The 26697-nt window shown below is 40.1% G+C and carries 25 protein-coding genes and 1 other RNA gene; 11 read left to right on the forward strand and 15 right to left on the reverse strand.

The annotated features are described in order from the left end of the window. From hisH to hisG, 5 genes are read right to left on the reverse strand one after another with little or no spacing between them, the layout of a single operon-like run. The gene (gene hisH, locus AC6JAD_RS15475; protein ID WP_461303259.1) at nt 1-582 is read right to left on the reverse strand and encodes an imidazole glycerol phosphate synthase subunit HisH; all 582 of its coding nucleotides are present in this window, start codon (nt 580-582) and stop codon (nt 1-3) included. Further along, on the reverse strand, nt 582-1718 hold the full coding sequence (gene hisB / locus AC6JAD_RS15480) for a bifunctional histidinol-phosphatase/imidazoleglycerol-phosphate dehydratase HisB (RefSeq protein WP_461303260.1): 1137 nt from the start codon (nt 1716-1718) through the stop codon (nt 582-584). The genes hisH and hisB overlap by 1 nt, the downstream gene beginning before the upstream one ends. Beyond that, nucleotides 1718-2767, reverse strand: a complete 1050-nt coding sequence (hisC, locus tag AC6JAD_RS15485; protein ID WP_461303261.1) for a histidinol-phosphate transaminase — start codon at nt 2765-2767, stop codon at nt 1718-1720. The genes hisB and hisC overlap by 1 nt, the downstream gene beginning before the upstream one ends. A gap of 3 nt (nt 2768-2770) precedes the next feature. Then, the gene (hisD, locus tag AC6JAD_RS15490) at nt 2771-4057 is read right to left on the reverse strand and encodes a histidinol dehydrogenase (protein WP_461303262.1); all 1287 of its coding nucleotides are present in this window, start codon (nt 4055-4057) and stop codon (nt 2771-2773) included. A gap of 9 nt (nt 4058-4066) precedes the next feature. Next, entirely contained in the window at nt 4067-4924 is an 858-nt protein-coding gene (hisG, locus tag AC6JAD_RS15495) for an ATP phosphoribosyltransferase (RefSeq protein WP_461303263.1), read from the reverse strand. A 297-nt stretch (nt 4925-5221) separates the two neighbouring features. Between hisG and AC6JAD_RS15500 the strand changes: the two genes are divergently transcribed. From AC6JAD_RS15500 to AC6JAD_RS15510, 3 genes are read left to right on the forward strand one after another with little or no spacing between them, the layout of a single operon-like run. Beyond that, nucleotides 5222-6220 (forward strand): OmpA family protein, encoded by a 999-nt coding sequence (locus AC6JAD_RS15500; protein WP_461303264.1) that lies wholly within the window; start codon nt 5222-5224, stop codon nt 6218-6220. After that, on the forward strand, nt 6220-6837 hold the full coding sequence (locus AC6JAD_RS15505) for a helix-hairpin-helix domain-containing protein (protein WP_461303265.1): 618 nt from the start codon (nt 6220-6222) through the stop codon (nt 6835-6837). The genes AC6JAD_RS15500 and AC6JAD_RS15505 overlap by 1 nt, the downstream gene beginning before the upstream one ends. Nucleotides 6838-6848: 11 nt before the next feature. Beyond that, the gene (locus tag AC6JAD_RS15510; protein ID WP_461303266.1) at nt 6849-8600 is read left to right on the forward strand and encodes a sodium:solute symporter family protein; all 1752 of its coding nucleotides are present in this window, start codon (nt 6849-6851) and stop codon (nt 8598-8600) included. Between the two features lie 98 nt (nt 8601-8698). Here AC6JAD_RS15510 and AC6JAD_RS15515 read toward each other — a convergent pair whose 3' ends face one another. From AC6JAD_RS15515 to AC6JAD_RS15525, 3 genes are all read right to left on the reverse strand, one after another. Further along, nucleotides 8699-9286, reverse strand: a complete 588-nt coding sequence (locus AC6JAD_RS15515) for an OmpW family outer membrane protein (protein WP_461303267.1) — start codon at nt 9284-9286, stop codon at nt 8699-8701. A 164-nt stretch (nt 9287-9450) separates the two neighbouring features. After that, complete coding sequence (locus AC6JAD_RS15520; RefSeq protein WP_461303268.1) at nt 9451-10026, reverse strand: porin family protein; 576 nt, start codon at nt 10024-10026, stop codon at nt 9451-9453. A gap of 121 nt (nt 10027-10147) precedes the next feature. After that, a complete protein-coding gene (locus AC6JAD_RS15525; RefSeq protein ID WP_461303269.1) occupies nt 10148-10705 on the reverse strand; it encodes a porin family protein in 558 nt (185 codons plus the stop codon). A gap of 97 nt (nt 10706-10802) precedes the next feature. On the opposite strand from AC6JAD_RS15525, the gene xerD reads away from it, so the two are divergent. Then, nucleotides 10803-11702, forward strand: a complete 900-nt coding sequence (gene xerD, locus AC6JAD_RS15530) for a site-specific tyrosine recombinase XerD (protein ID WP_461303270.1) — start codon at nt 10803-10805, stop codon at nt 11700-11702. A 58-nt stretch (nt 11703-11760) separates the two neighbouring features. After that, a complete protein-coding gene (locus AC6JAD_RS15535) occupies nt 11761-12708 on the forward strand; it encodes an aldo/keto reductase (RefSeq protein WP_461303271.1) in 948 nt (315 codons plus the stop codon). 54 nt (nt 12709-12762) lie between these two features. Here the strand turns inward: AC6JAD_RS15535 and rny are convergent, their stop codons facing one another. The 4 genes from rny to AC6JAD_RS15555 form a co-directional block, all read right to left on the reverse strand. Then, complete coding sequence (rny, locus tag AC6JAD_RS15540; RefSeq protein WP_461303272.1) at nt 12763-14328, reverse strand: ribonuclease Y; 1566 nt, start codon at nt 14326-14328, stop codon at nt 12763-12765. A gap of 54 nt (nt 14329-14382) precedes the next feature. After that, nucleotides 14383-14490, reverse strand: a non-coding RNA gene (gene ssrS, locus AC6JAD_RS15545) — 6S RNA. A gap of 52 nt (nt 14491-14542) precedes the next feature. Beyond that, nucleotides 14543-14833 carry a cell division protein ZapA gene (locus AC6JAD_RS15550; RefSeq protein WP_461303273.1) on the reverse strand — a complete coding sequence of 97 codons (291 nt, stop codon included), beginning with the start codon at nt 14831-14833 and terminating at the stop codon, nt 14543-14545. 10 nt (nt 14834-14843) lie between these two features. Continuing rightward, a complete protein-coding gene (locus tag AC6JAD_RS15555) occupies nt 14844-15134 on the reverse strand; it encodes a coiled-coil domain-containing protein (RefSeq protein ID WP_461303274.1) in 291 nt (96 codons plus the stop codon). 144 nt (nt 15135-15278) lie between these two features. Between AC6JAD_RS15555 and AC6JAD_RS15560 the strand changes: the two genes are divergently transcribed. Continuing rightward, nucleotides 15279-16964 (forward strand): M23 family metallopeptidase, encoded by a 1686-nt coding sequence (locus AC6JAD_RS15560; protein WP_461303275.1) that lies wholly within the window; start codon nt 15279-15281, stop codon nt 16962-16964. A gap of 9 nt (nt 16965-16973) precedes the next feature. Beyond that, nucleotides 16974-19439, forward strand: a complete 2466-nt coding sequence (locus tag AC6JAD_RS15565; protein ID WP_461303276.1) for a TonB-dependent receptor — start codon at nt 16974-16976, stop codon at nt 19437-19439. On the opposite strand, the gene AC6JAD_RS15570 is transcribed toward AC6JAD_RS15565, so the two are convergent. Beyond that, nucleotides 19436-20584, reverse strand: coding sequence for a cysteine desulfurase family protein (locus AC6JAD_RS15570; RefSeq protein ID WP_461303277.1), 1149 nt, complete (start codon nt 20582-20584; stop codon nt 19436-19438). The two genes, AC6JAD_RS15565 and AC6JAD_RS15570, sit on opposite strands and share 4 nt — an antisense overlap. Before the next feature lie 101 nt (nt 20585-20685). Here AC6JAD_RS15570 and AC6JAD_RS15575 point away from each other — a divergent pair, with 101 nt between their 5' ends. Then, nucleotides 20686-21594 (forward strand): hypothetical protein, encoded by a 909-nt coding sequence (locus tag AC6JAD_RS15575; protein WP_461303278.1) that lies wholly within the window; start codon nt 20686-20688, stop codon nt 21592-21594. Here AC6JAD_RS15575 and AC6JAD_RS15580 read toward each other — a convergent pair. Beyond that, nucleotides 21591-22142 carry a DUF8465 domain-containing protein gene (locus tag AC6JAD_RS15580; RefSeq protein WP_461303279.1) on the reverse strand — a complete coding sequence of 184 codons (552 nt, stop codon included), beginning with the start codon at nt 22140-22142 and terminating at the stop codon, nt 21591-21593. The two genes, AC6JAD_RS15575 and AC6JAD_RS15580, sit on opposite strands and share 4 nt — an antisense overlap. A 184-nt stretch (nt 22143-22326) precedes the next feature. Between AC6JAD_RS15580 and AC6JAD_RS15585 the strand changes: the two genes are divergently transcribed. The 3 genes from AC6JAD_RS15585 (at nt 22327) to AC6JAD_RS15595 (ending at nt 25277) form a co-directional block, all read left to right on the forward strand. Next, nucleotides 22327-24390: a DUF8693 domain-containing protein gene (locus AC6JAD_RS15585; protein ID WP_461303280.1), complete on the forward strand. Its 2064-nt coding sequence runs from the start codon at nt 22327-22329 to the stop codon at nt 24388-24390. A 229-nt stretch (nt 24391-24619) separates the two neighbouring features. Further along, on the forward strand, nt 24620-24886 hold the full coding sequence (locus tag AC6JAD_RS15590) for a CD225/dispanin family protein (protein ID WP_461303281.1): 267 nt from the start codon (nt 24620-24622) through the stop codon (nt 24884-24886). Nucleotides 24887-24902: 16 nt separating this feature from the next. Continuing rightward, nucleotides 24903-25277 carry a DUF2752 domain-containing protein gene (locus tag AC6JAD_RS15595; RefSeq protein ID WP_461303282.1) on the forward strand — a complete coding sequence of 125 codons (375 nt, stop codon included), beginning with the start codon at nt 24903-24905 and terminating at the stop codon, nt 25275-25277. Nucleotides 25278-25329: 52 nt separating this feature from the next. Here AC6JAD_RS15595 and rocD read toward each other — a convergent pair whose 3' ends face one another. Next, nucleotides 25330-26607 (reverse strand): ornithine--oxo-acid transaminase, encoded by a 1278-nt coding sequence (gene rocD, locus AC6JAD_RS15600; RefSeq protein WP_461303283.1) that lies wholly within the window; start codon nt 26605-26607, stop codon nt 25330-25332. Nucleotides 26608-26697 lie beyond the last annotated feature (90 nt).

Genomic DNA, 26697 nt, shown 5'->3' on the forward strand with positions numbered 1-26697 from the left:
TTACAATTCTAAAAAGTTCTTAAGAAGCCTTGCTCCTGCTGTACTGCTCTTTTCTGGATGGAATTGAACTCCGTAAAAATTATCCTTTTGCAGTGCCACACTATAAGTCATTTCATAATCCGACAGTGCAATCGTATCTTTTGAAACAGGAGCATAATAACTATGCACTAAATACATATACTCATTTTCTGAAAGCCCCTTAAAAATAGGCGACTCGTAGCCATAAACAGTATTCCAACCAATCTGGGGGACTTTCACCTTTGAAGAGAACTTCCGTACGTTCACATTAAAAATACCAAGCCCTTCCGTATTTCCTTCCTCGGTGTCCAAACACATAAGCTGCATACCCAAACAAATTCCCAAAACGGGTTGGGATAGTGTTGGGATTAGTGTGTCCAATCCCGCTTTCCTCAACTTATTCATTGCACTACTCGCCTCTCCCACGCCGGGAAAAATTACTTTATCTGAATTGCGGATTTCGTCTTCATTAGCACTAAGAGCAGCCTTGTACCCTAGTCTGGACAAGGCAAACTGTATACTCTGAATATTTCCAGCTCCGTAATCTATGATCGTCGTCTTCATTATAGCATTCCTTTTGTTGAGGGTAGTATCATTTTTTCTGGGTCCCTTTTAATTGCAGATTTGATGGCTTTTGCAAAGGCCTTGAATATAGCTTCAATCTTATGGTGTTCGTTGGTTCCATCTGCCTTTATATTGAGGTTGGCTTTCGCCCCATCTGAAAAGCTCTTGAAAAAGTGGAAAAACATCTCTGTAGGCATCTTACCGATCATTTCACGTTTGAAATCGGCTTCCCATACAAGCCAATTACGCCCTCCAAAGTCTAAAGCGACTTGCGCCAAACAATCGTCCATAGGCAAACAGAAGCCATAGCGTTCCATACCCACTTTATCCCCTACTGCCTGATGGAATGCCTCTCCCAATGCAATTGCAGTATCTTCTATGGTATGATGCTCATCTACTTCTAAGTCTCCGTCCACCTTAATTTCCAGGTCCATCTGTCCATGACGGGCTAATTGATCTAGCATATGGTCAAAAAATGCAATGCCCGTATCTATAGCACTTTTACCCGTTCCATCTAAATTCAATTGAATCTTTATTCTGGTTTCATTGGTATTACGTTCTATGGTGGCCTCCCTACGCTCCAGCTTTAAAAAACGGTAGATTTCCTCCCAATCATTTTCCTCGATAGCAATATGCGCATCCAAAGCCTGACGATCTACGGTGATTTCGGAGGTTCCCAGCTCGGTTTTGTCATTAATGAATATTCCCTTGGCTCCTAAATTCTTGGCCAATTCCATATCGGTTAATCGATCACCTATCACGAAAGAATTGGTGAGATCGTAAGCTTCAGAAAAATATTCAGTAAGTAGTCCCGTCCCTGGTTTCCTAGTAGGTGCATTTTCATGTGGGAAAGTACGATCCAAGAACACTTTATCGAAAGTGACACCTTCCCTCTCAAAGGAATCCAAGATGAAATTGTGAACGGGCCAAAACGTTTCCTCCGGAAATCCAGCCGTACCCAAACCATCCTGATTGGTAATCATGACCAGTTCATAATCCAGCTCTTGGGCTATTTTCCCTAACCACGTGAATACTTTTGGATAAAATATTAGTTTCTCAAAGGCGTCGATTTGCTCATCGATCGTTTCTTTGATAATAGTTCCATCCCTATCTATAAACAATACTTTTTTTGCCATTACAGGTCTTTTAATGTGTGTATGATTAAATTATTTTCCTCTAAAGTACCTACGGTAATCCGTAGGGTGTTTTCACAATGCAACTGACTGCTCCTATTGCGAACTACAATCCCTCTCTCGACTAACTGATGGTAACGCTTTTCAGCATCATCCACTCGGATTAAAACAAAATTAGCATCCGAGTCGAACACCTTTTTTACCATGGGGATATGATTTAGAGCTTCAACCAAGCGTTTCCTTTCAGAGACAAGGGCTTGTACTTGTTCCCTTACCGAAGATTCCTTCATTAAACCCTCTATGGCATAAGCTTGAGAGAGTGTATTTACATTGTATGGAGGTTTAATTTTAGTAAGGAGGGCAATAATTTCCGCGGAGGCGTAACAAACCCCTAAACGGATACCCGCCATTCCATACGCCTTGGAAAGGGTTTGGGTGATAATGAGATTATTATATTGTCCAATACGGTCTACCCAGCTAGTACGGTCCGTAAAGTCTATATATGCCTCATCAATAACCACTATCCCATTAAATTGTTCAAGAAGCTTTATAATTGAATTGTCACTCATCATGTTACCGGAAGGATTATTGGGAGAACAGATAAAAAGCAACTTGGTATTGGGAGTTTGCGCTTGTATAATTTCAGGAACATTGAGTTGAAAATTGGTCGTTAAAGGCACTTCAACACATTCTACATCATTGGTTTCGCATAAAACTTTATACATACCATATGTAGGCGGTAATGTAATTACCTCATCCCGGCTAGGTTCGCAAAACACCCGAAAAATTAAGTCTAATACTTCATCGCTGCCGTTTCCCAGTAGAATTTCATCCACCGAAACCTTCTTACGGTCGGCCAGAAGTTGTTTCAAGCGCTGCTGTTTGGGATCTGGATATCGGTTCACCCCATTGTTGTTGGGGTTTTCATTGGCGTCTAGGAAGATCATTTCCTTATGAAAATCCTTAAATTCATCCCTTGCAGAACTATAGGGTTTCATATGAAGCACATTTGCCCTAACCAATTCATATATATTGTTTTTTCTTTTTTCCATTTCCTACGCCTTCAAATAGTCCAATCTAAGGGTTACCGCATTCTTGTGGGCTTGCAGTCCTTCGGCTTCTGCCATGCACTCTATAGCATTTCCTATGTTATTTAACCCTTCTTCCGAAATCTTCTGAAACGTCATACTTTTCATAAAACTGTCTAGGTTCACACCACTATATTGTTTTGCATATCCGTTGGTTGGTAGTGTGTGGTTAGTTCCTGAAGCATAATCCCCTGCACTCTCTGGGGTGAAATTCCCTAGAAAAACAGATCCCGCATTGGCAATATTCCTCACAAAATAGTCTTCATTTTCACTGATGATAATGAGGTGCTCGGGACTATACATATTGATCATCCTCAAGGCTTCTTCATTAGTTTCTACTACAACTATTTTAGAATTTATAATAGACTGATTTACAATAGTATTACGTGGCAATACTTTAGATTGCACTTTAATTTCTTTTAATGTTTTTTCAGCTATCCTTTTTGATGTGGACACAAGGATCACTTGACTATCTGCACCATGCTCCGCTTGACTTAATAAATCTGAAGCCAAAAAGGAAGGCACCGCTGTATCATCGGCAAAAATCATAAGCTCACTCGGACCTGCAGGCATATCTATGGCAACCTGAAACTTGGTAGCCAGTTGTTTGGCCACTGTTACATATTGATTCCCAGGACCAAATATTTTGTCAACCTTAGGGATAGCATCAGTTCCAAATGCCAAGGCCCCTATTGCCTGTATACCACCAACTTTATATATTTGGGTTACTCCACATAAATCTGCCGTATATAGAATAGCGGGATGTACACTTCCATCTTTATTGGGAGGCGTACATAGCACAATTTCCTTGCAACCGGCTAAAACAGCAGGAATCGCCAACATGAGTATCGTGGAAAACAAGGGTGCAGAACCTCCTGGTATATAGAGCCCGACCCTTTCAATAGGCCTTTTTTCGATCCAGCATTGCACACCGGGAGACGTTTCAACTCGTACTGTTTCCGTTTTCTGTGCTTTATGAAATTTTTCGATGTTGTTTTTAGCAAGGGCAATGGCAGCGACCAACTCTTTGGTTATAGCCTTTTTTGCGCTTTCAATTTCGGACGAATTCACCTTGTTATTGTCGAGCACCGCCCCATCGAACAGTTCGGTATACTTAGAAACTGCGATATCACCTTTCTGACGTATTTCCGCAAAAATCTCATGTACCGTAAATTCAATATCCTGCACCGACTGCGTTGGCCTAGCCAATAATTGGGGCCATTGTGAACTATCTGGATTTTCTATTATTTGCATATCCTCTAATTAAATCACCATTTTTTCTATTGGACAAACCAAAATACCCTGCGCTCCAGCTCCCTTTAATTGATCTATCACTTCCCAAAATTCATCCTGTTTTATGACACTGTGAACACTACTCCAATCATCGTCTGCAAGAGGAAGTATGGTAGGGCTTTTCATCCCGGGGAGGATAGAAACTATCTCATCAAGTTTGTTATTTGGGGCATTGAGAAGCACATAGCGCGAATCCCTTCCCTTCAATACGGCTTGAATACGGAATTGAAGCTTATCGAGTATGATTTTTGAGTCCTGTGGTAATTTTGGGGATATTGCCAGGACAGCTTCACTTTTCATCATCACTTCAACTTCCTTTAGGTTGTTCTTAAACAAGGTGCTGCCACTACTTACGATATCACAAATAGCATCGGCAAGGCCAATATTGGGGGCAATTTCCACGCTTCCGTTGATCACATGAAGTTCTGCCTCCACTCCGTTTTCCTCAAGGTACTTTTTTGTTGTGTTGGGATATGAGGTGGCAATGCGTTTTCCGTTAAGGTCAGATAAACTATCGTACTCGAAAATTTTTGAAACTGCCAGGGAAACCCTGCATTTCGAAAAGCCCAATTTTTCGGCTACACCTATGTCTTCGCCTTTTTCTACAAGAACATTTTCACCAATAATAGCACAATCTACCACGCCATCTTTTAAATACTGAGGTATATCCCCATTGCGTAAATAATAGACTTCCGCAGGGAAGTTCTTAGCTTCAGCCTTTAACTGATCCCTGCCATTATCGATGGCTATCCCAGCATCTTTAAGCAGTTTTAAGGAGTCATCGTGAAGCCTCCCCGACTTTTGTACAGCAATTTTTAATTTGATCATTTTTCCTTCTTTTTTTATTAAAATTTGGGCATAAAAAAAACCCGTTTGAATACTCAAACGGGTTTGTTGATATGGTAAAATCACACATACAATCTATCACCTCGCCTGAGCCAGTCGTGATAAATGATGATGATGTAAGTTTTGAATTCTCATTTCTGATACAAATCTAAATAAAAAATGTTAAGTTCTATGTGAAAAATTGATTAATTTTTGAATACCAAAGCATTAATTAATTTAGTATGTTTGTTATGCTTTGAATAGCTTTTTCAACACCTCTAAAACAACCTATTACCCGAAATGAAGAATTTCCTTATTGCTCTTCTGGTATTCCTTATATGGTCTTTCTTCGGTTTGTGGTTGTTTTCCATTCTTGATCCTACCCACGAAAAAACCAACCCGACAACAGATGTTGCCAGTGCAACGTCCGATACAGTGGTTGAAATGAACGATGGACCGTTAACCGATGACTCCCTCGAACCTTTCGTTCAGAATAAAGACAGTCTTAACCTGACCGAGAATGAAAATGACTCTAATGACAGTATTGAACTGCCAGATGGCCTGAAGGCCATTACCCCAAAGAACGATGTGATATTTCTTTTCGATAAGGGCATCGGGTTTTTAAAAAATAGCCCGGACATCATTATTGAAGATGAAATTAAAGATTTCAAATACAAGCTGAACACCTATATGATCTCCCACCCTAATGAAGAGCTTCATATTTATTCTTTGTATAGTGCATCAGAAAATATAGATACTCCAAATTTAGGGTTCCAAAGAGGTAAAAAGGTTAGGGATTTATTGTTGGAAATGGGTATTCCCAAAGAAAGGGTTGTGATTAAGCCCGTTATTCGTGAAATTAATTTTGATGCAAATCAAAAATTCGATGATGGTATCTCCTTTTCATTCAATCCATTAGATCTCGAACGAATTGCATCTGCAGCATTAGAACTACCGGAAGACAAAACTATTTACCCTAAATTGGTAAATAATGATATTTTTGTAAATAAAGACTTACAGGATTTATTGGCAGAAGTGAAGGAAGCAATGGGCAATAACCCGAACTTAATTGTTGAAGTAATTGGCCATACAGATAATATAGGGAATGCCAATGATAATTATATGGTAGGCTTAAAATACGCACGACAGGTCCGTTGGTATTTGGTAACGAAGGGCAACTTGGACAGGAAAAAAGTCGTAGCGCGATCTGAAGGTGAATCTAAGTCTATTGCAAGCAATAAAACTGAAAGAGGTCGTTTACTGAATAGGCGGATAGAAATAAAGTACAGCTCAAGTTAATGGATCAGTTTACAGAGTTTATAAATCAATTACCAGATTATCTAGGGATATTTCTCCTTATGTTGAGTACCTTTTTAATCGGTTATTTTTCTGCATGGAGCATGCAGCGATCCAAATACCTCAAGGCACTCCGAAAGATTAATAAAAGCTCCGAAAGAACCAAAATGGTCCGTGATGAGAAAGACATTGATGTCATATTCACGGAGATTAAGCCCAAGATTATTGAAGTGGTTAAAGAAACGCAGGAAGAGCTCCAGAACGATTTAGACATAGAAGAAGAGGAGCCAAAGAAAACTGAGGAAGTAGAAGCTTTAGCACCTGAGGATATTGCCCAAAAAGCCAGGACAAGTTACATAACGTATACATTGAACAAACCGAAACTCAACTTCGATAATTTCGGTCATGCAGAACCTTCAAACAAACAAGATCTTACCCAAATTAATGGTATAGGGCCATACATTGAACAAAAACTCAATGAAATTGGTATTTATAACTATGAACAAATTAGTCGGTTTAAGGATGAAGACATCCGAGTGCTTACCGAATTAATCGACTTCTTCCCAGGTAGAATAGAAAGGGATGATTGGGTTGGACAGGCTGATGGCCTAAAAGACTAATATTTCTTATTATGCAATTAGCCACTCTCGACTGGGTTTTCATTATTTCATTTTTTGTCATTTTCCTGATTATTGGACTTGTCGTCTCCAAACGCTCTGGAAAAGACACCAAGGAATTCTTTCTCTCAGGACAGAACATGCCATGGTGGCTGTTGGGAATATCTATGGTGGCTACAACTTTTTCGGCCGATACGCCCAACCTTGTCACGGATATCGTCCGGCAGAATGGAATTTCTGGAAATTGGGTGTGGTGGGCCTTCTTGCTTACGGGTATGTTAACCGTATTCGTGTATGCCAAGCTCTGGCGTCGCTCTAAAGTCTTAACCGATCTGGAATTCTATGAATTGCGTTACAGTGGGAAGGAAGCAGCTTTTCTTCGTGGATTTAGAGCCTTATACCTAGGGGTTTTCTTTAATGTAATGATAATGGCTTCCGTTTGCTTGGCAGCTATTAAAATTGGAGGGATTCTCTTTGACTTGGAACCTTGGGAATCGGTAGTCTACGCCTCTATTATCACGGTTGCCTATAGTTCCATTGGAGGCTTAAGGGGAGTCATTTTTACAGATTTCCTACAATTCATTGTAGCCATGGTAGGGTCTGTATGGGCAGCATATTTCATTATTACAATGCCCGAAATAGGTGGTTTAGATAATTTATTGCAGCATGAAAATGTATCGGATAAATTAAATTTTCTTCCAGACTTTAGCGATTCGAAAAGTTTATTAACCTTACTTCTTATACCCATTGCAGTTCAGTGGTGGAGCGTATGGTATCCCGGTGCAGAACCTGGCGGTGGTGGATATATTGCCCAAAGAATGCTTTCTGCCAAGGATGAAAAAAATGCTATTGGGGCCACACTCCTATTCAATATAGCGCATTACGCGTTACGCCCATGGCCTTGGATATTGATTGCTTTGGCTTCTTTGGTTTTGTACCCACAACTTTCTGATATTTCTGCTCAGTTTCCCAAAGCGACCATTGGGCATGACTTAGGATATTCAGCTATGCTAACCCATTTACCTAAAGGATTGTTAGGTTTGGTAGTTGCCTCTTTAATTGCAGCCTTTATGAGTACCATCTCTACACACCTTAATTGGGGTTCCTCATACGTTGCGCTAGATTTTTACAAGCGATTCATGAAGCCTGAAGCTTCTGAGAAGGAATTGGTATCGGTGGGAAGGCTTTCTACCGTCGTGCTCATGATTCTAGCAGCCCTGCTTGCACTGCAATTTGAAAGCGCTTTGGATACTTTCAATATTCTCCTTCAAATAGGTGCTGGCACGGGTCTCATTTTCATTCTAAGGTGGTTCTGGTGGCGTGTTAATGCATATAGTGAAATCGTAGGTATGATCGTTTCATTCGCAATAGCCTTGTTTTTTGAATTTACCGAATTAGGGCTCGAAGATCATGAAAAGCTCGTTTTAGGGGTTCTTATTACCACTATTGCATGGATTGTCGCTACTATGGTGACTAAACCTACCGATACGAAACATCTTACGAAGTTCTACAATTCTATTACACCTTATGGCATTGGTTGGAACGGTTTTAAAAGAAAAGCGGCTTCCGAAGGAGCTGAACTTGCGAAAACCACAGATCGGTTTACCATAGACCTCGCCTCTATGTTGTTGGGTGTGGTATTTGTTTACACCGCTCTTTTCGGGACAGGATACATTATATACGGAAATATGTTAGGCGCAATTGTATTATTGGGAGTTGCGGCCCTTTCTGGTTGGCTGATCTTTGCCCTTTGGAAGAAGCGCTAAATACAATTCCTTTCGTTTTTTACCCTGCCAATCCTGTTTAAAGAAAAACGGAGTCCATTTGGACCCCGTTCTTTGCAATTTGTATAGATATATGTTCCTTATAGGAAAATAGAAAAACCAGCGCCTACACCTAAAGTGTTTGACTTGTTTTTAAGTTGGTCTTCTTCCTTGTTAGTAAGGTTAGCATTAATGTACTCAACACCAATGTTAACAGCAACATTATCGTTCAAGAAAATGGCAACACCACCTTGACCTTTAATTGCTAGACCACTAAACTTGGTAGAATCTTCTTCTCCACCCATAGACATTAGACCTGCACCAGCTCCAATGTAAGGACGTGTACTGCTGCTTCCAAAGAAATACGTTCCATTTGGGATAACAGCAAAAGAATTGCTCTTAAATTCCTGCTCCCCACCTTCGGTATCGAATTTAGTGTTTGAGGAAGTAAAGGATAGATCCAATCCAACTGCTAGGTTATCGATAACAAAGTAGTTAGCACTTGGAGTTACACTGAAAGTAGAAGTGGTTGTGTCTTCTCCATCAGTTCCGTCGAATTCTGGGGTCATTTTGTTAGAAGAAAATGAAATCCCTGCATCAGCACCAAAATACCAGTTTCCCTTTTCGGTCTGAGCACTCATAGTAAAAGTGAATGCAGCTACAACTGCAAATAAGATTACTTTTTTCATAATTGTTTAGTTTGAAGTTTAATTACGGCTCGAAACTAAGAAATATTTTTCTGAAAATTATACAGGAAAAACCCTGTTTTCTTTAATTAAACATCGTAACTAACTGATATACAATAAAAAAGGAGTCTAAGATAGACTCCTTAACTTAAGATAAGCACGCTGGTTTAGTTAAAAAACCAACCCACTGAAATACTTATATTCGAATTTTTTCCATCTAAATCACTAACTACATCACTAAAACCGATGACATAACGTGCCTGAAAGAACAATCCCAACACAGGTAGTTTATACTGTGCCCCAATACCTGCTCCGATATCAACGGATTCCACATCCTCAATTTCTTCGGTCTCACCGTCGGACTCTGCCTCACTAGTAATATTGAACCCAAATTGAGGCCCTCCCTGTAAGCTGAAGCCTTCGGCAATGGTGAAATCTGCCAATACGGGCACATTAATGTAATCCAATTTCCCGGTTACATCTTCTCCTTCGTCATCCGAAGTAAATCCTTGAGCAGAATAAACAACTTCTGGTTGTACGGCAAAGAACTCTCCAATACCAATATTGGCCACTGCACCAATGTGGAAACTCGTTCTACCATCTAAGCTTAAATCATCGGCAACGTCTCCATTAATCGACGCTAGATTAAGACCTGCCTTGGCGCCAATGGAAATATCCTGTGCGCTAATTGTGTAAGTGAATGCGAACATCGCAATCACCAACAGGGTGAATAATTTTTTCATAATTGTTTAGTTTGAAGTTTGATTAATACAACTAAACTAAAAAATAATTATGTAAATGACTGATTTTCAGAATAAAAAAAAGGTTGCATTGCAACCCTTTTAAAGAATCCTTAGTATTTTACTAAAGGAAAGAATATCCAACAGAAAGCGTAATCACACTATTTTTACCACTTTCTATGTTTACATCGCTACTTGTGCTCTTTATTACATCGGATAAACCAAAGTTATAACGTCCATCGAGACGAATACCCATAGGTAAATCAATCCCAGCACCTACAACACCAGAAACGTCTGCTGTTTCTGCCTCTGCAACATTGGCAAACACGTCCTTTATATTATCATCGACGACAAAACCAAATTGTGGTCCTGCATGAATGTGCAAGTTTTCGGTAACAAAATACTTTAGGACTACGGGAATATTCACATAGTTTAAGTCAATTTTATCGACATCTGCCTCCGCTCCTTGCTGCGAATAGAGTAAGTCTCCCTGAATTCCCAATTTGTCTCCAAGTTTAACACCTGCAAAGGCACCAATAACAAAGCCAGTACGATTATCCAAACCGGATGCATCTGTAATACTTGCAAAATTGACACCTGCCTTAATCCCAAGATCCAAACCTTGGGAAAATGTAACCGAAGAAATTAATACTGCGATTACAGTAATTGCTATTTTTCTCATAATGGGGGTAAAAGTTTAGTTATGAATGTAAAATTACAACGATTTTTGATAGGTTGTTATTTCATCTTCATTTTTTTGGAATATCTTTAAATATAGAATGAAATGGTCTAACGCACTTACCGATTACAAACATTACCTCCACATTGAACGTGGCCTATCACAGAATTCCATCACCAACTATGCTTATGATATCTTAAAATTGATCGATTGGTTAGAGCAGCATGATATAAAGGAATCTCCCCTATCCATTTCCGAAAAAACCCTTCAGGAATTCATTTATCAAATAGCTAAAGATGTAAACCCGAGATCTCAGAGCCGTATCATTTCTGGCCTACGGGGGTTTTTTAATTACCTAATCTTTGAAGAATACAGAACTACGAATCCGTTAGAACTCATTGAATCGCCTAAATTAGGGAGAAAACTGCCTGATACCCTATCCAAAGAGGAAATCGACCAAATTATTGCGCAAATAGACCTGAGCACCGAGCAAGGGGAGCGGAACCGAGCCATTCTTGAAACTTTATATAGTTGTGGCCTAAGGGTTTCTGAAGCTACTCAGCTTAAAATATCTGACCTGCTGTTTGAAGAGGGCTTCATAAGGGTAACCGGTAAAGGAAACAAACAGCGTTTTGTTCCCATTGCCTTACAAGCGGTTAAGTTCATTGAGCTATACAGGAAAGAAATTCGTTCTCATCAAAATATCCCAAATGAATTTACGGACTATCTCTTTCTCAATAGAAGGGGTAAGCCGCTTACACGCGCCATGGTGTTCACCATTATTAAACAACTCACAGAAAAAGCAGGCATTCGTAAAAAAGTAAGTCCACACACCTTTAGGCATTCGTTTGCCACCCATTTACTTAAAAATGGAGCCGACCTACGGGCCATACAACAAATGTTGGGACATGAAAGTATCACTACAACAGAAGTATACACTCATATAGACACATCTCATTTGGCCTCTGTAATTGAACAGTATCACCCAAGAAACAACTAATTAATTCCTTTTCAATTGTGCTTTTTATTTGTAATTTCATTAGCCTAAAAAGAAGGAAATGAAAACACTACAATTTAAGAATGGAGATGCCTTCCATGCCGTGGGCCTAGGAACATGGAAAGCCACAGGGGACGAACTGAAAAATGCGTTGAGAGATGCCATCGATTCTGGATATAGACATATAGATACCGCTGCGGTTTACGGAAACGAAGAAGAAATTGGTGAGGTCCTCAAAAGTGTTTTTGAAGAAGGCAAGCTACAAAGGGAAGATTTATTTATTACCTCAAAACTTTGGAACGACTCTCACCATCCTGAATCGGTTGTACCCGCTTTACAAGAATCACTTAAAAAGCTACAACTGGATTATTTGGATTTGTACTTGATCCATTGGCCAGTAGCCTTTCAAAAGGGAGTTTCCTTTCCACAAGGGCCTGAAGATTATGTTCCTCTGGAACAACTTCCCTCTGCAACTACTTGGGAGTCTATGGAGTCTGTTAAAGCACAAGGCCTAACGAAACACATTGGTGTATCAAATTTCAGTGTAAAAAAGCTAAGCGAACTAGTTGCGAACTCAAAGGAAAAACCGGAGATGAATCAGGTAGAAATGCATCCTTTACTCCAGCAACCAACATTGGTTCAATATTGTAAGGAACACGGGATACACTTAACCGCCTACTCCCCTCTTGGATCCGGGGATAGAGCAGATAGCATGAAGGCATCCGATGAGCCAAGTCTGTTTGAAATCCCTGCTATAAAGTCCATAGCCGACAAACATGGTGTGCACCCAGCAGCTGTATTGATCAATTGGCATTTAACACGGGATATAGCGGTTATACCAAAATCGACTACAAAAAAGAACATCATCAGTAATTTCAATTCAAGCGAACTTAAGCTTGACGCTTCAGATTTAGAGCAAATTAGTGGGTTGGACCGAAATTATCGATTCATTAATGGCAAATTCTTCGAATTGCCTGGTAGTGGCTATTCAAATATTTACGACGAATAGAAAGTGCTTACCTGGTTTTCGGGCTTTTGATAACTGTCCTTAGTCCTAAGTTTCTTACTTAGCTATATTCACAGCCCTGGTTTCACGAATCACAGTAACCTTCACCTGTCCGGGATAGGTCATATCCGTCTGGATCTTTTGTGATATCTCAAAAGAAAGTTGAGCGGCTTTATCGTCGCTTACCTTTTCACTCTCTACAATCACACGAAGTTCCCTACCTGCTTGAATGGCATATGCCTTGTTCACGCCATTAAATCCAAAAGCGATATCCTCTAGGTCTTTAAGGCGCTGTATATAGGAATCCAACACCTGCCGCCTCGCTCCAGGACGTGCACCGCTTATGGCATCACACACCTGAACAATAGGAGACAATAGGTTGTTCATTTCTATCTCATCATGGTGAGCACCAATGGCATTGCAAACGTCAGGCTTTTCACCAAACTTTTCTGCCCATTGCATACCTAGGATAGCATGAGGGGTTTCAGTTTCTGCCTCGGGCACCTTTCCTATATCATGAAGCAATCCCGCTCTTTTGGCAAGCTTGGCATTCAATCCCATTTCTGAAGCCATAACGCCGCATAATCGAGCTACTTCACGTGAATGGTGTAGCAGGTTTTGTCCATACGAAGAACGATATCTCATTCTTCCAACTGCTTTAATAAGTTCAGGATGTAAGCCGTGGATACCCAGATCGATCACGGTTCGCTTTCCTACTTCAATAATTTCCTCTTCTATCTGTTTTGTGGTTTTGCGAACCACTTCTTCAATACGGGCGGGATGGATTCTACCATCGGTTACCAATTTATGCAGTGATAAACGAGCAACTTCCCTTCTTACCGAATCGAAACAGGAGAGAATAATAGCCTCTGGGGTATCGTCTACAATGATCTCTACGCCAGTTGCGGCTTCAATAGCTCGAATATTACGACCTTCCCGTCCAATAATGCGTCCCTTAACATCATCACTTTCCAAATTGAAAACGGAAACACAGTTTTCTATGGCCTCTTCAGTACCAATTCGCTGAATGGTATTAATGATCACCTTCTTAGCTTCTTGTTGTGCCGTCATCTTGGCCTCTTCCATTGAGGTTTGAATAAATGCCATGGCATCCGTCTTGGCCTCACTTTTAAGGCTTTCCATTAGTTGCGCCTTGGCATCCTCCGCAGAAAGGCTGGATATAACCTCTAACTGCTCAATCTGACTCTTGTGCATCTTCTCAACCTCCGACTTCTTTTTGTCCAACAAAGACAAACGATTGTCATAGTCCTTCTTCTTACTTTCCAATTCTGAATTGAGCTTCTTATTCTTTGAGAGCTCGTTAGACACCTGTGATTCTTTATCGCGAGTTCGTTTTTCGGCCTCGGCCATTTTCTTGTCACGGTTAAGGATCACCTTTTCATGCTCTGCCTTGAGTTCGATGAACTTCTCCTTGGCCTGTAGTATTTTATCCTTTTTAAGGGCTTCGGCTTCGCTTTTAGCTTCCTTGGTGATAGAGGCTGCATTTTTCTTGGCCGATTTTATTACCTGCGAAGCATTGCTTTTCTCGAGCATTTTGGCGATAATAAAACCGATCGCCAAACCTACTACAGCTGCAATTGCTATCGTAATTATATTGTCCATATAAGTTTAAGTTAGTGTATAAAAAAAGCCCACACTAATATTGTGTTTTTGAATAAACTCCTTAAAAACAAGTTTAGGGCTAACAAGCTGGTCAAGTATCCGCTCAAAGACGGCTCGCTTTTACAACTTCAACTCACCCTTTTTAAAGAATTCGTGTTGAGTTTACCAAAAAATAGTATTAATGCAGGCAGTACCTTATTTATTTTAAAGAACGTTATGCTAAATGATCTTTTAAAAGATGGTTTAAAGCTTCAAGCTTCTCCTCCACTTCGTGCTGATCATTTACCTTGTCTATTCCACGTTGTTCCACTTGTGCTGCAAACTGCAAGGCACACATGGCCAAAACATCTTGTTTATCCCGAACTGCGTAGCTCTGTTCAAAACGTTTGATCATCTCCTCTATTTTTTTGGTGGCTTTTCTGAGCCCCTCCTCCTGTGCTGGGTCGATGGTTAACGGGTAGACCCTGTCGGCAATAGAGAGTTTAATCTTTAGTGGGTTCGACATTATTTTTATCTTATTCGGAAAGTTGACTAATACATTGGTCTATTTCCCGAACTAAAGCATTTATTTTGAGTTTCGTATCTCGTTTATGTTGGTCGCTGCCAAGCAATGAATTTGCCAATTTCAGTGATCCACACTTATCTCGCCATTGAGCAACCTCTTCCTTGGTTTTCTCATTTAGCTCTTTCAAAACTGTTAACTCCGACTCTAGTTTTTTGTTTTTTTGCTTCAACTTCTCGTGCCGGTGAAGCAGTTTACTAATTCTATTTTCTAGAGAATCAACAATTTCAACAATGTTGGACATGAACGGTTTTATTCAATACTTATTACACAAAGTTAACATTGTAGCCCAAATATGCCAATTGTTTTTGCCTTTTTTTTGTATTATTGAATACGTTTGCAATAATTTTTGAATCTCCCCATTAATTTATAGACAATTAGAATTTTTATGAGATCCTATTTCTTGCTTTTAATCCTTGTTGGGATTCAAATTCATGCACAGAATGTTCCTGCAGATTATTTTGATAAACCATTAGACATTCCCTTAATTCTCTCAGGAAATTTTGGAGAGCTCAGGAGCAACCACTTTCATAGTGGCCTAGACATTAAAACACAACAAAAAAGAGGGCTTCCTATTTACGCGCCGGCAGATGGTTTCGTAAAAAGAATCAAAGTGTCTCATTATGGCTACGGAAAAGCCCTGTACCTAACCCACCCTAATGGATACAATACGGTGTATGCGCACTTAAATGCCTACGCAGGGGCTATTCAGGAATACGTTAAGAAGAAACAATACGAAAAGGAAGAATATGAGATAGAGCTTTTTCCCGAATCGGATGTGCTCCCTGTGAACAAAGGCGACCTCATTGGTTATACGGGGAATTCTGGAAGTAGTGGCGGCCCCCATCTGCACTATGAGATAAGGGATGCCTCCTCACGGCCTATGAATCCTATGCTATTTGGAATAGACATTGCCGACAGCAAGGATCCTTTGGTAAATGCCATTATGGTGTATCCTACCGAAGAGGCAGTTGTAAACGGCTCGCAAAAGCCACAGAAGTTAAGGTTGACAAAGCAGAAGGACGGATCCTATCGCGCTGAGGCAATAGAAGCTTTAGGCACCATTGGTTTTGGGGTTTCCACCAATGACCAACATGATGGCGCATCGAACAAAAACGGTTCTTATGTGATAACAGCTTCATACAATGGAGAGGAAACCTATAAAGTGGAATTCAATCGTTTTTCGTTTTCCGAAACCCGATACCTTAATCGCTATATAGACTATGGCTATTACAAGAAGAACAAAATTCGTGTTCAGAAGCTATTTCGACAACCCAATAATCCCTTGAGCGTCATTGTAAATGAGACGGGCAAAGGATATGTGACCGTCGAAGATGGTTTTTCTTCAGTGTATCGGATTGAAATTTTGGATTTTCAGAACAACAAAACCGTAGTCACCATTCCAGTTACCGGGAAAAAACAGGAAATTTTGGAGCCTTTGGAAAGCAAGGAAGGGTTGGACTTTGTTGCCTATGATCAGGGAAACTCCATTACCAAGGGAAAATTCAGTATCTACATTCCTGCCGAAAGTCTTTATGAGAATACCTATCTGGACATTCAGGCCGATGTGGATACCCTAAAACTACATGAAGATGTGGTGCCTTTACATAAGAATATGACCATATCCTTTGATGCCTCCAACTATACCAAGGAGGATATGGGCAAGTTATATATCGGAAAATACAACTACAACAAACCTCCTTTTTACTACACAACCTATCGCAACGGAAAGAAACTGTCGGCCAAAACCAGGACTTTCGGAACTTATGTACTAGCAAGGGACACCATTCGTCCTACGATAGAACCACTTAATTTTCAGGATGGTAAGTGGATAAGCAAAAACAATACCCTTGAAATAAAAATTGAGGATAACGAAACGGGAGTAAGCACCTACCGTGCTACTATTAATGGAAAATTCATCCTCACAGAATATGATTACAAAAAAGACGTTTTAGTATATGATTTCGCCGACAATATCATTACTGAAGCCGAAAACAAATTGAAAGTAATTGTCGTGGATAATGTGGGAAATAGTACTACATTTGAAGCAACTTTTTTCAGAAAACAACTATAATATTCGCTTTTGAAAACAAAATATTTACTGCCGCTATTCTTTCTCTTATTATTTGTAGGATTTCTTCAAGCACAAACTGCCACCGTAAGGGGAATTATTCTCGACGACAACAATGAACCGTTGAATGGCGTAAATATCGTAGCAGGTGATGTAGGCACGCAAACGGATTTCAACGGGGCCTATGTATTGGAAATACCTGCGAATGAGCGTGTGGTCATAACATATTCTTATCTAGGTTTTAAGGACGCAGAACTTACCATCACATTGTCATCTAATGAAGATTATGAGTTTAACCCATCGCTTAAAACGGATATAGAGCAATTTGGAGAGGTGGTCATTGACGCGAAAAAACGAAAACGCGTAGAGGGAATCACCACCATTAGTCCTGAGGCCATTCGACGCATTCCTGGTGCCAATGCCGGTGTAGAAAATGTGCTCACCTCACTTCCTGGGGTTAGTAGTAATAATGAATTGAGCACCCAATATGCCGTGCGAGGTGGAAATTATGATGAAAACCTTGTATATGTTAACGAAATTGAGGTGTATCGCCCCTTTCTCATTAGAAGCGGGCAGCAGGAAGGTTTGAGTTTTGTAAACCCTGACCTTACCTCCAGTGTAGATTTTTCTGCTGGTGGGTTTCAAGCAAAGTTTGGCGACAAGCTTTCATCCGTGTTGGACATTACCTATCGTCAGCCCACAGGTTTCGAGGCATCTATTGATGCCAGTTTACTGGGAGCGAGTGCTTCTTTGGGTGGAAAATCCAATGATGGACGTCTTACAGGTATTGTGGGATTGCGTTATAGGGATAACAGTCTTTTTGTGAATGCCAAACAAACGGAAACCAATTTTCGTCCCACATTTGCAGATGCACAAACCTATTTCACATACAAGTTCAGTAATAAGTTTGAATTAGGCTTCCTTGGGAATATTTCTGTAAACGACTACCAGTATGAGCCGTTAACTCGGCAGACCAATTTTGGTACCATAACAGATCCTGTGGCCCTTCTTATATTTTATGATGGGCAGGAAGAAGATCGTTACAACACCTATTTTGGCGCCATGAAAGGGACCTACGTTGCCTCCGAAAACTATACCGCCAAGTTTATCGGGTCCATTTATCAAACCACTGAGCAAGAATACTTCGATATACAGGCACAATACCTTCTGGGTGAAGTAAATACCAATATTGGTGATGAAGATCTAGGTGAAGTTGAATTTGCTGAGGGAATCGGGAGTCAACTAACACACGCAAGAAACGATCTTGATGCCCTTATTATAAATGCGCAACATAAAGGTACACTCAAAATAGAGGATCATACCATAGAATATGGTATAAAATATACCCATGAAGATATAAGGGACCGTGTTCAGGAATACGAAGTAATAGATTCGGCAGGTTTTTCCATTAGACCTCCCATTCTCGATTTACCTAACAATCAACCTTACGAACCATTCGATTCGCCAATTGTTCCCTTTACTTCTATTCGCTCGCAAAACAATGCACAGATTGACCGAATTTCCGGTTTCGTGCAATGGAGCAAGCTTACCAACATCGGAGAAAGTGAACTTTGGATGAATGCAGGTATACGATCACAGAATTGGACCGTAGGTGGAGATGGGATTACAAGCGAGACTCAAACGGTAATTAGCCCTAGGGCACAGATAACACTCAAGCCCAATTGGAAGGATATGGACATGCTTTTCCGCCTTTCTGGAGGGTTATACCACCAGCCTCCATTTTATCGTGAACTGAGGGATTCTACGGGTACCGTAAGGCCAGGTGTGAAAGCACAACAATCCATTCATGTAGTTTTGGGGAACGATTATAGCTTCGACCTATGGGGCAGGGCCTTTACCCTGAATAGTGAGGTATATTATAAGAAATTAACCGATGTTAACCCATATACTATTGAAAATGTTCGCATTCGCTATCGTGCACGAAATAATGCCGAAGCTTTTGCATATGGACTCGATTTACGTTTGGCGGGTGAATTTGTACCAGGAACGGAGAGTTGGGTGAGTTTTGGATACCTCAAGACAGAAGAAAACATTGATGACCGTGGATACATTGCTAGGCCCACAGACCAGCGCTTAAAATTTGGGGTGCTATTCCAGGATTACGTAAAGGTAATTCCAGACCTGAAGGCTTATCTAAATCTGGTGTATAACACTGGGCTTCCAGGTGGTTCGCCAAGTTATGCAGATCCTTATGACTTCCAGACCAGACTAAGGGATTACAGACGTGCAGACCTTGGGATAAACTATGTGTTAATACATGATAAGAAACGCAAGGACAGTGGTCTATTTAAGCCGTTTAGAGAGCTTACCATTGGTGCAGAGATATTTAATATTTTCGATGTTCAGAACTCAATCACGAATACTTTTGTGAGGGACGTATACACCAAAGTGCAGTATTCTATACCTAATTTCCTAACTCCTAGGGTGTTCAATGTTAGAGTAACGGCGAAGTTTTAGGAATTCACAAATTCCTTCAATACCTGAACTACATAGTCTATTTCCTCTTTGTCATTAAAACTTGAAAAAGATAGACGCAAAGAAGGCTTCTTTCTATCTTCTTCAGAGAGGATTTCATTCAAAACATGGGATCCGCCTGCACTACCGCTTTGGCAAGCACTGCCTTGCGAACAAGCTATTCCTTTCAAATCCATTTGAAATAATAACATCATTCCCTTTTCAGGGGTAATGGGCAAGCACACATTTAAAAGTGTATAGGTGCTTTTATCATTGTCATCGCATGAGCCATTAAAGGAAACCCCTTCAATATGCTGACTCAATTCAGATTTAAAGTAGTTTTTCAACTCTGTGATATAGGCTTTTTCCTCGGCAAGGTTTTGATAAGATATCTTTAATGCTTCCGCCATACCTGCAATGGCATAAACCGCCTCGGTACCAGCCCTTAACCCTCGTTCCTGTGCACCACCATAAATCATAGACTTCAAGCCCGTATTCTTTCTAATAAAAGCAAAACCGGCTCCCTTTGGCCCGTGAAATTTATGGGCAGCTACAGCAGCAAAATCGATGGGTATATCAGAAAAATCCAATTCAAAATGCCCCACACTTTGCACGGTATCACTGTGAAATAGCGCATCATTCTCTTTGCACAATAAGGCAGTTCGCTTAATATCCAATATGTTGCCAACCTCATTATTTACGTGCATCAAACTAACAAGGGTTTTCTCAGACCCTTTTTTCAACAATACCTCCAAATCGTCATAATTCACATGTCCGCAATCATCCAGCTTTACGTAATTGACCTCAATACCATAATTGGCTTCCATTTCCTCGATGGTATGCAACACCGCATGATGTTCAATTTTGCTCGAAATAATTCGCTTTACACCCAAATCACGCACACAACTATGTAAAATAAGATTGTCTGCTTCAGTCCCGCCAGAAGTGAAAATTATTTCACCTGCCGTTACATTCAAATGCTTGGCTATTTCTTTTCTACAATTTTCAAGTAATGATTTAGCTGATCTACCGTAAGAATGTGTAGATGAAGGGTTTCCATATTCCGTTTTTAAAGCCTCAGTCATACAATAAATCACTTCGTTTCTTAGCTTTGTAGTCGCGGCACTATCGAAATACACTTTTTTCATTGAAGGTTGGAGTTAGTTACTTCTCTTATGAACTTGGGCAAAAATACGTATTAAAATATTTATCATTGGCGTGAATAGAAAAGATTGTGTTTCTTTGTGTCATGTCCTACTTTTTGATAAAATATAGGGTCCTAATTTCGGCCATTACCCTAGCCCTCTTTTCATGGAGTTGTAATGATGGAGATATCATTGTTACTTCCTTTGACTTTGATGATAGTTCATTGGAAAATTGTGGGGAAGCAGGAGGATATGTGTTTTTCAAGATCAATACTGGGAGCACAGAGACAATTTCCCTTCGATTAGGAACCAGCGACCAATTATTTACAGAACAAGGCACAAGGAACTTTACCTTAGATGCCTCTACCAATGTGATGAATTATCGAATTTTTAACGGTACAGTTACAAATTCGTACTTCTGTAATGAGATTCCCCCCTCGGATCCAGAGATTTCCATAGAGTATTTTGGCAATTCCGGAAATGCAGCCCTCACTACTGTCGTAGGGCTTGACGATAACGATTCCATTCCTTTTGAAGATTCTGAAGACCCCCTAAAAGAGGGCACTGGCGACCTTGACGGTGATGGAATACCTAATTTTTATGATGAAGATGACGATGGGGACAATGTACTTACCGTTGACGAAATAGGCGGCGACCCTGACAACCCACAAGACACGGATGGAGATGGCATTGCGGACTATTTGGACGCTGATGATGATGATGACGGTGTTTTAACTCGCTATGAAGCCAATGGCACCCTAGACCCTTCTAGCTACAGCACAGACACAACAGGCACGCCCAATTTCCTAAATGCATTGATCGCCAAGTCTGTTGCAATAGATGAATTCAGGGAACATTCGTACAACTTTAGCAGTGATATCACATTGATCGTTCAAAACCTGGTGCTCGTTAATGGTGACGAACAAATCACATTCGAAACGTTGGATATGGGTAATATGGACGAAATATTGACGGGAACCATTACCCTAACTCCCAATTTCCCTGAAGATTAGGGTTTTTTGTTCTGGAATATATACACTTCTATTGCCCCCCTTCCATATTTCTGAAAATCGGCATCATAGTACTTTAAATTATCATAGCGCCGAAATAAATATTCCAATTCAGCCCTTAAGACACCCTCTCCTACTCCATGTATGAATACAATTTTCTGAATACGTTTTGAAATGGCAAAATCTAATTGTCGTTTGGCCGTATCTATTTGAAGGCTAAGCATATCGTAGTTTGACATACCTCTAGAGGATTTTACCAACTGGTGGATATGAAGATCGACCTCCATTGCCGGGAGATTTCTTTCTTTAGGCTTTGAACGCTTAACTTTTCTTTTTGCGGAGCCCTCTTTCTCAGAAATGACATTGGTTATTACTTCTGCATCTATATTCTTGTCGATTGCAATGCCTGGTACGGTCACAACTAACTCATTTCTAGAAAAGTCCATCTCAAACCCATCCATGGTTTCAATAGTCACAACATCTTTATCAATTTTTGTGATCACTCCGGCCAGAGTGTCGTCCAAAACATATACATGATCTCCAATTTTCATAATGCAAAGTTGGGCAATTGTAGGCACTTTTTCATCGGATATTTAACGTTTTTTATCGAAAGGTAAAGCAATACCAACGGAAATTTCGCACAATATTGTGCTGGTAATTGAAAAAAAATTCTATTTTTACAGCAACATATTGATAGTTACCCCCATAACTATCACCTTTTTAAACATAAAAAGTATGAAAAACCTACTACTTTCACTAGCTATGTTATGTGTAACTAGCGCCGTTTTTGGGCAGTTATATATTTCACCTAATGCGACCTCCAGTACTGATTCTTACATCTATGTAGATGATCAGATTTTGTATGTGGAAGAAGAAATTAATTTGGTTCGTAACAATAATGATGCGACTACAGAAGCCAGTATATACCTAAGGGAACGTGCTCAGCTGATTCAAGGAGAATCAGGAAGTACCACTAATGTGGGTACTGGGTGGCTTTCGGTATACCAAGATAGTAATAGCGATGCCTATGACTATAATTTTTGGTGTTCCCCTGTGAGTGGTAATGCTGGAACTGGAAACCGAAATTTTGGACTTACAAAATTGGCGGAAGTTGAGACACTAACACAATCTACGACAGCTGCTACAACTAATGCCCATAATGGGTGGTCTAACCCATTAACCGTATCAACTCGCTGGTACGACTACTGGAACACCGCAACTCAGAGATGGGTTTGGGGAGGTACAGGGAACAGTATACCTGCAGGATATGGTTTTACTATGAAAGGAACCAACGAGACCACTTCTGCAGATGGTACTACAGTATATCAAGATGCCAACAACCAGATTTATGATTTTAGGGGGCGTCCAAACAATGGAGATATTACTTTACCAGTCCAGACTGCTGCGGTACCTTGGACAGATGGTAATATATATTACTTTACCCTTGCGGGAAACCCTTATCCTTCTGCCCTGGATTTGAAAGATGTTTTCTACGATACTGATAATATAGAAATTTCCGAATTCCGTTATTGGGATGAGGATCGTTCTGTTAACTCACACACCTACTTTGACAATAAAGGAGGTTATGGAACTTGGGTTCCTGGACCCGAAGCAGATGATGCTAACCCCGGTATATATACGGTGCCCACTTTTATGAACTATGACGGTGCCGGTAATCCCATATCTACTGCTGTTGGATATACTCCTTTGGCGGTTGAAAGGCGCTATGCTCCTATTGGTCAAGGATTCATGATAGTAGGTGATCCTGCTAATCCTGGTGATGGCCAAATAACCATTAAGAACAGTCACAGACAATATGTAAAAGAAGGTGCTTCTAATAATTCTGAATGGAGAATTATGGAAGATGGCGACAAAAATGGAACTACAAATGGTTTTGGCCCTACTACTGCCGCCGATACTGGTGATGGTAATGATACAGATGATAATGACTCTGGTGATAATGATAACGACGGTTCGTCAAGTGATGATGTTCCCACCATAGATTATTCAAATTATACTCCCCAAATTCGTGTTCATACCATTTTTGGTGATGGAACTCACTTTAGAGATATGGTATTAGCATTTCATGATACCGCTACAGATGGTTTTGACAGGGGTATGGATGCTAGACATCCTATGGATGGCGCTATTGCGGAAGCATATATGCCCACGAATCTTGGACCGGGAAGTGGAAGCGGACAAGGACAAAACCCAAGTGCAACCCAACGTAATTTGGTAATTCAAACGATTCCTTTCGATGATCCAAGGAAAATGGTACCTATTGCATTCAATTTGCAACAAGAAATGAATGTAGAGGTCAAACTCATAGAAGAGATTAATGTACCATACCATACAGCATACATTCATGATTCAGAAGCAAACACCTATGAAGAAATTTCCAATGGTGAAGTTTGGAATAGGGTTCTAAGCCCAGGTGAATACAGAGATCGTTTCTTTATTTCCTTTAGGACTATAGATCAGGAAGAACAATCCCCTTATGAGGGTGGTGTATTAAACGATTTAATCGTGAAGGCGCAGGATGAATTGAAAGAGAATGTAGATTTTGTTCAGAATAATCCTATTGCCGAGTTACAAGTAAGTAATCCTGAAGGATATGATGTGAAAGAACTCACCATTTTCGATATGAGCGGTAAATTGGTGCTTGCAAAGCAGAATCTAGGGAAGCAGCGTACCTTACGCTTCTCAACGGGCAATTTCGCCGATGGTATCTATTTAGTTCAATTAACTACCACGGATAACCTAAAGATTGATTACAAAATCAATGTAATTAATCAGTAAAATATAATTGATCATTATTGTCGGACTTTGACATTAATGGTACAAAAATTAAACAGGTCATGACATTATTATGTTATGGCCTTTTTTTTGTCCAATGACAGCCAACTGCTGCTATAACAGGAGTTTACATAACTTAAAAAATAGGGTTGACTGAAATTTTAATGCCAATAAAACTTTCATTTTAGCCAATTTAGTTTAACTTTAATTCGTAAACATTAACTAATCAATTATGGAAAACCAACCAAAACCAAAGAATTATCTTGTAGAGTCTATTTTAGTTACGATATTCTGCTGCCTAATTTTCGGAATTCTTGGAATCATTAATGCTTCTAAGGTTAATTCTGAATACGAAAAAGGAAACTACGATGCCGCTGCAAAAGCATCTGCAGACGCCAAAAAATGGGTGATTTGGGCTGTTATTTCGTGGGTAATCTTAGCTATAATATATGCTATACTATTTTTTGCTGGATTCGTAGCAGGTTTTAGTGGACTCTAGAAAAATATTAACTATTGTGATAAGTATATTAGTAGGAGGAATCCTGCTAATATACTTTTTTTATGACCCTACGGAAGTAGACATATTCCCCAAATGCCCTATGCACAGTACTACAGGTATTTATTGCCCAGGATGTGGAAGTCAACGGGCGCTGCATAGCCTGCTTCATTTGGATTTTAAATCGGTCGTTACCTACAATTTTCTTTTTATTCCTGCCTTGGGGCTTTTCATTTACAATCTAGGCATTAAAGGTTACAATCGATTCTACAATAAGTCCATACCCAATATTATTTACTCCTCCAAGTTTACCAAAATAGTATTGCTCATTATTATATCATTCTGGGTTCTAAGAAATATTCCGGTCTATCCATTCAATATACTGGCCCCTTAACAAAAAAAAGCGACCCATTTGGGCCGCTTCTCATATTGCAATAGTCATCTGACTATTCAAACTCACTTAAGGTTTGTGTTATAATCGAAACACAATCCATTAATTGTTCCTCGTTCATAACCAATGGAGGCGCGAATCTTATAATATTTCCATGTGTGGGTTTCGCAAGTAAACCATTGTCACGTAGTCTCAAACAAATTTCCCAGGCGGTATTGCTTTCCTCAGCATCATTAATTACAATAGCATTAAGCAATCCTTTTCCTCGAACCAGTTTGCATACCCCACTATTCTCGATATACTTGCTTAATTCACTTCTGAAGAGTTTCCCTAACCTATCTGCATTCTCAGCAAGATTTTCTTCCTTAACTACATCCAATGCAGCCATAGCCACCGCTCCTGCAATTGGGTTACCCCCAAAGGTAGAACCGTGTGATCCTGGTGTTATTACATTCATAATAGGATCGTTTGCCAATACGGCCGATACGGGATATGCCCCACCACTAAGGGCTTTACCTAAAATAAGAATGTCAGGTTTTATCTCCGGTGTACCGCTACAATCTTTGTTCTCACAGCTACAATTACCACATGTAGCCAATAATCTTCCCGTGCGGGCTATTCCTGTCTGAACTTCATCTGCGATAAAAAGAACATTATGTGCTTCACACAATGCCTTAGCAGCTTTCAGATAACCTTCGGAAGGGACATAAACCCCTGCCTCCCCTTGTATGGGTTCTACTAGGAAACCAGCAATGTTATTGTTGCTCTTTAGTGCATCTTCCAGTGCATTTAGGTTATCGTATTCAATCTTGATGAATCCATTTGTATAAGGCCCAAAATTCTTCCGTGCGACAGGATCATTACTAAAAGAAATAATGGTCGTAGTTCTTCCATGGAAGTTATTTTCACACACGATGATCTGGGCTTCGTTCTCGGCAATACCTTTCTTTTCATAAGCCCATCTCCTACAAATTTTCAATGCTGTTTCAACAGCCTCTGCCCCGGTATTCATGGGAAGGAGCTTGTCGAAATTAAAATACTCCGAGGCATACTTTTCGTAAGTACCGAGTACATCGTTGTAGAAGGCTCGCGAAGTAAGGGTTAATTTTTCGGCTTGTTGTACCATCGCGTTTACGATCTTTGGATGGCAATGCCCTTGATTTACAGCTGAATACGCCGATAAAAAATCATAATACTTTTTTCCATCAACATCCCAAACATGTACACCTTCTCCTCTACTCAATACCACGGGTAATGGGTGGTAGTTGTGTGCTCCATACTTGTTTTCCAATTCAATGGCCTGTTGTGAAAGGGTTTTTTCTGCTACTGACATAACGTAAAAAATTAAGAGTAAAAATTTAAGCAATTCCTACAATGCCTTTGTTTCTTCGGGGTGTCGAAAATTCAGCGCAGGAGAGAAATC

Source organism: Aureisphaera sp. (assembly GCF_059726885.1).

What these genes read in the sequence shown, in the direction of transcription:
- AC6JAD_RS15505 (WP_461303265.1), top strand. Translation starts at nt 6,220, where the DNA reads ATGGATCAGTTTACAGAGTTTATAAATCAATTACCAGATTATCTAGGG.
- AC6JAD_RS15535 (WP_461303271.1), top strand. Translation starts at nt 11,761, where the DNA reads ATGAAAACACTACAATTTAAGAATGGAGATGCCTTCCATGCCGTGGGC.
- AC6JAD_RS15500 (WP_461303264.1), top strand. Translation starts at nt 5,222, where the DNA reads ATGAAGAATTTCCTTATTGCTCTTCTGGTATTCCTTATATGGTCTTTC.
- hisH (WP_461303259.1), bottom strand. Translation starts at nt 582, where the DNA reads ATGAAGACGACGATCATAGATTACGGAGCTGGAAATATTCAGAGTATA.
- xerD (WP_461303270.1), top strand. Translation starts at nt 10,803, where the DNA reads ATGAAATGGTCTAACGCACTTACCGATTACAAACATTACCTCCACATT.
- AC6JAD_RS15575 (WP_461303278.1), top strand. Translation starts at nt 20,686, where the DNA reads ATGTCCTACTTTTTGATAAAATATAGGGTCCTAATTTCGGCCATTACC.
- AC6JAD_RS15555 (WP_461303274.1), bottom strand. Translation starts at nt 15,134, where the DNA reads ATGTCCAACATTGTTGAAATTGTTGATTCTCTAGAAAATAGAATTAGT.
- AC6JAD_RS15585 (WP_461303280.1), top strand. Translation starts at nt 22,327, where the DNA reads ATGAAAAACCTACTACTTTCACTAGCTATGTTATGTGTAACTAGCGCC.
- AC6JAD_RS15520 (WP_461303268.1), bottom strand. Translation starts at nt 10,026, where the DNA reads ATGAAAAAATTATTCACCCTGTTGGTGATTGCGATGTTCGCATTCACT.
- AC6JAD_RS15515 (WP_461303267.1), bottom strand. Translation starts at nt 9,286, where the DNA reads ATGAAAAAAGTAATCTTATTTGCAGTTGTAGCTGCATTCACTTTTACT.
- AC6JAD_RS15560 (WP_461303275.1), top strand. Translation starts at nt 15,279, where the DNA reads ATGAGATCCTATTTCTTGCTTTTAATCCTTGTTGGGATTCAAATTCAT.
- AC6JAD_RS15590 (WP_461303281.1), top strand. Translation starts at nt 24,620, where the DNA reads ATGGAAAACCAACCAAAACCAAAGAATTATCTTGTAGAGTCTATTTTA.
- AC6JAD_RS15525 (WP_461303269.1), bottom strand. Translation starts at nt 10,705, where the DNA reads ATGAGAAAAATAGCAATTACTGTAATCGCAGTATTAATTTCTTCGGTT.
- rocD (WP_461303283.1), bottom strand. Translation starts at nt 26,607, where the DNA reads ATGTCAGTAGCAGAAAAAACCCTTTCACAACAGGCCATTGAATTGGAA.
- AC6JAD_RS15510 (WP_461303266.1), top strand. Translation starts at nt 6,849, where the DNA reads ATGCAATTAGCCACTCTCGACTGGGTTTTCATTATTTCATTTTTTGTC.
- AC6JAD_RS15550 (WP_461303273.1), bottom strand. Translation starts at nt 14,833, where the DNA reads ATGTCGAACCCACTAAAGATTAAACTCTCTATTGCCGACAGGGTCTAC.
- rny (WP_461303272.1), bottom strand. Translation starts at nt 14,328, where the DNA reads ATGGACAATATAATTACGATAGCAATTGCAGCTGTAGTAGGTTTGGCG.
- hisC (WP_461303261.1), bottom strand. Translation starts at nt 2,767, where the DNA reads ATGGAAAAAAGAAAAAACAATATATATGAATTGGTTAGGGCAAATGTG.
- hisG (WP_461303263.1), bottom strand. Translation starts at nt 4,924, where the DNA reads ATGATCAAATTAAAAATTGCTGTACAAAAGTCGGGGAGGCTTCACGAT.
- hisD (WP_461303262.1), bottom strand. Translation starts at nt 4,057, where the DNA reads ATGCAAATAATAGAAAATCCAGATAGTTCACAATGGCCCCAATTATTG.
- AC6JAD_RS15580 (WP_461303279.1), bottom strand. Translation starts at nt 22,142, where the DNA reads ATGAAAATTGGAGATCATGTATATGTTTTGGACGACACTCTGGCCGGA.
- hisB (WP_461303260.1), bottom strand. Translation starts at nt 1,718, where the DNA reads ATGGCAAAAAAAGTATTGTTTATAGATAGGGATGGAACTATTATCAAA.
- AC6JAD_RS15570 (WP_461303277.1), bottom strand. Translation starts at nt 20,584, where the DNA reads ATGAAAAAAGTGTATTTCGATAGTGCCGCGACTACAAAGCTAAGAAAC.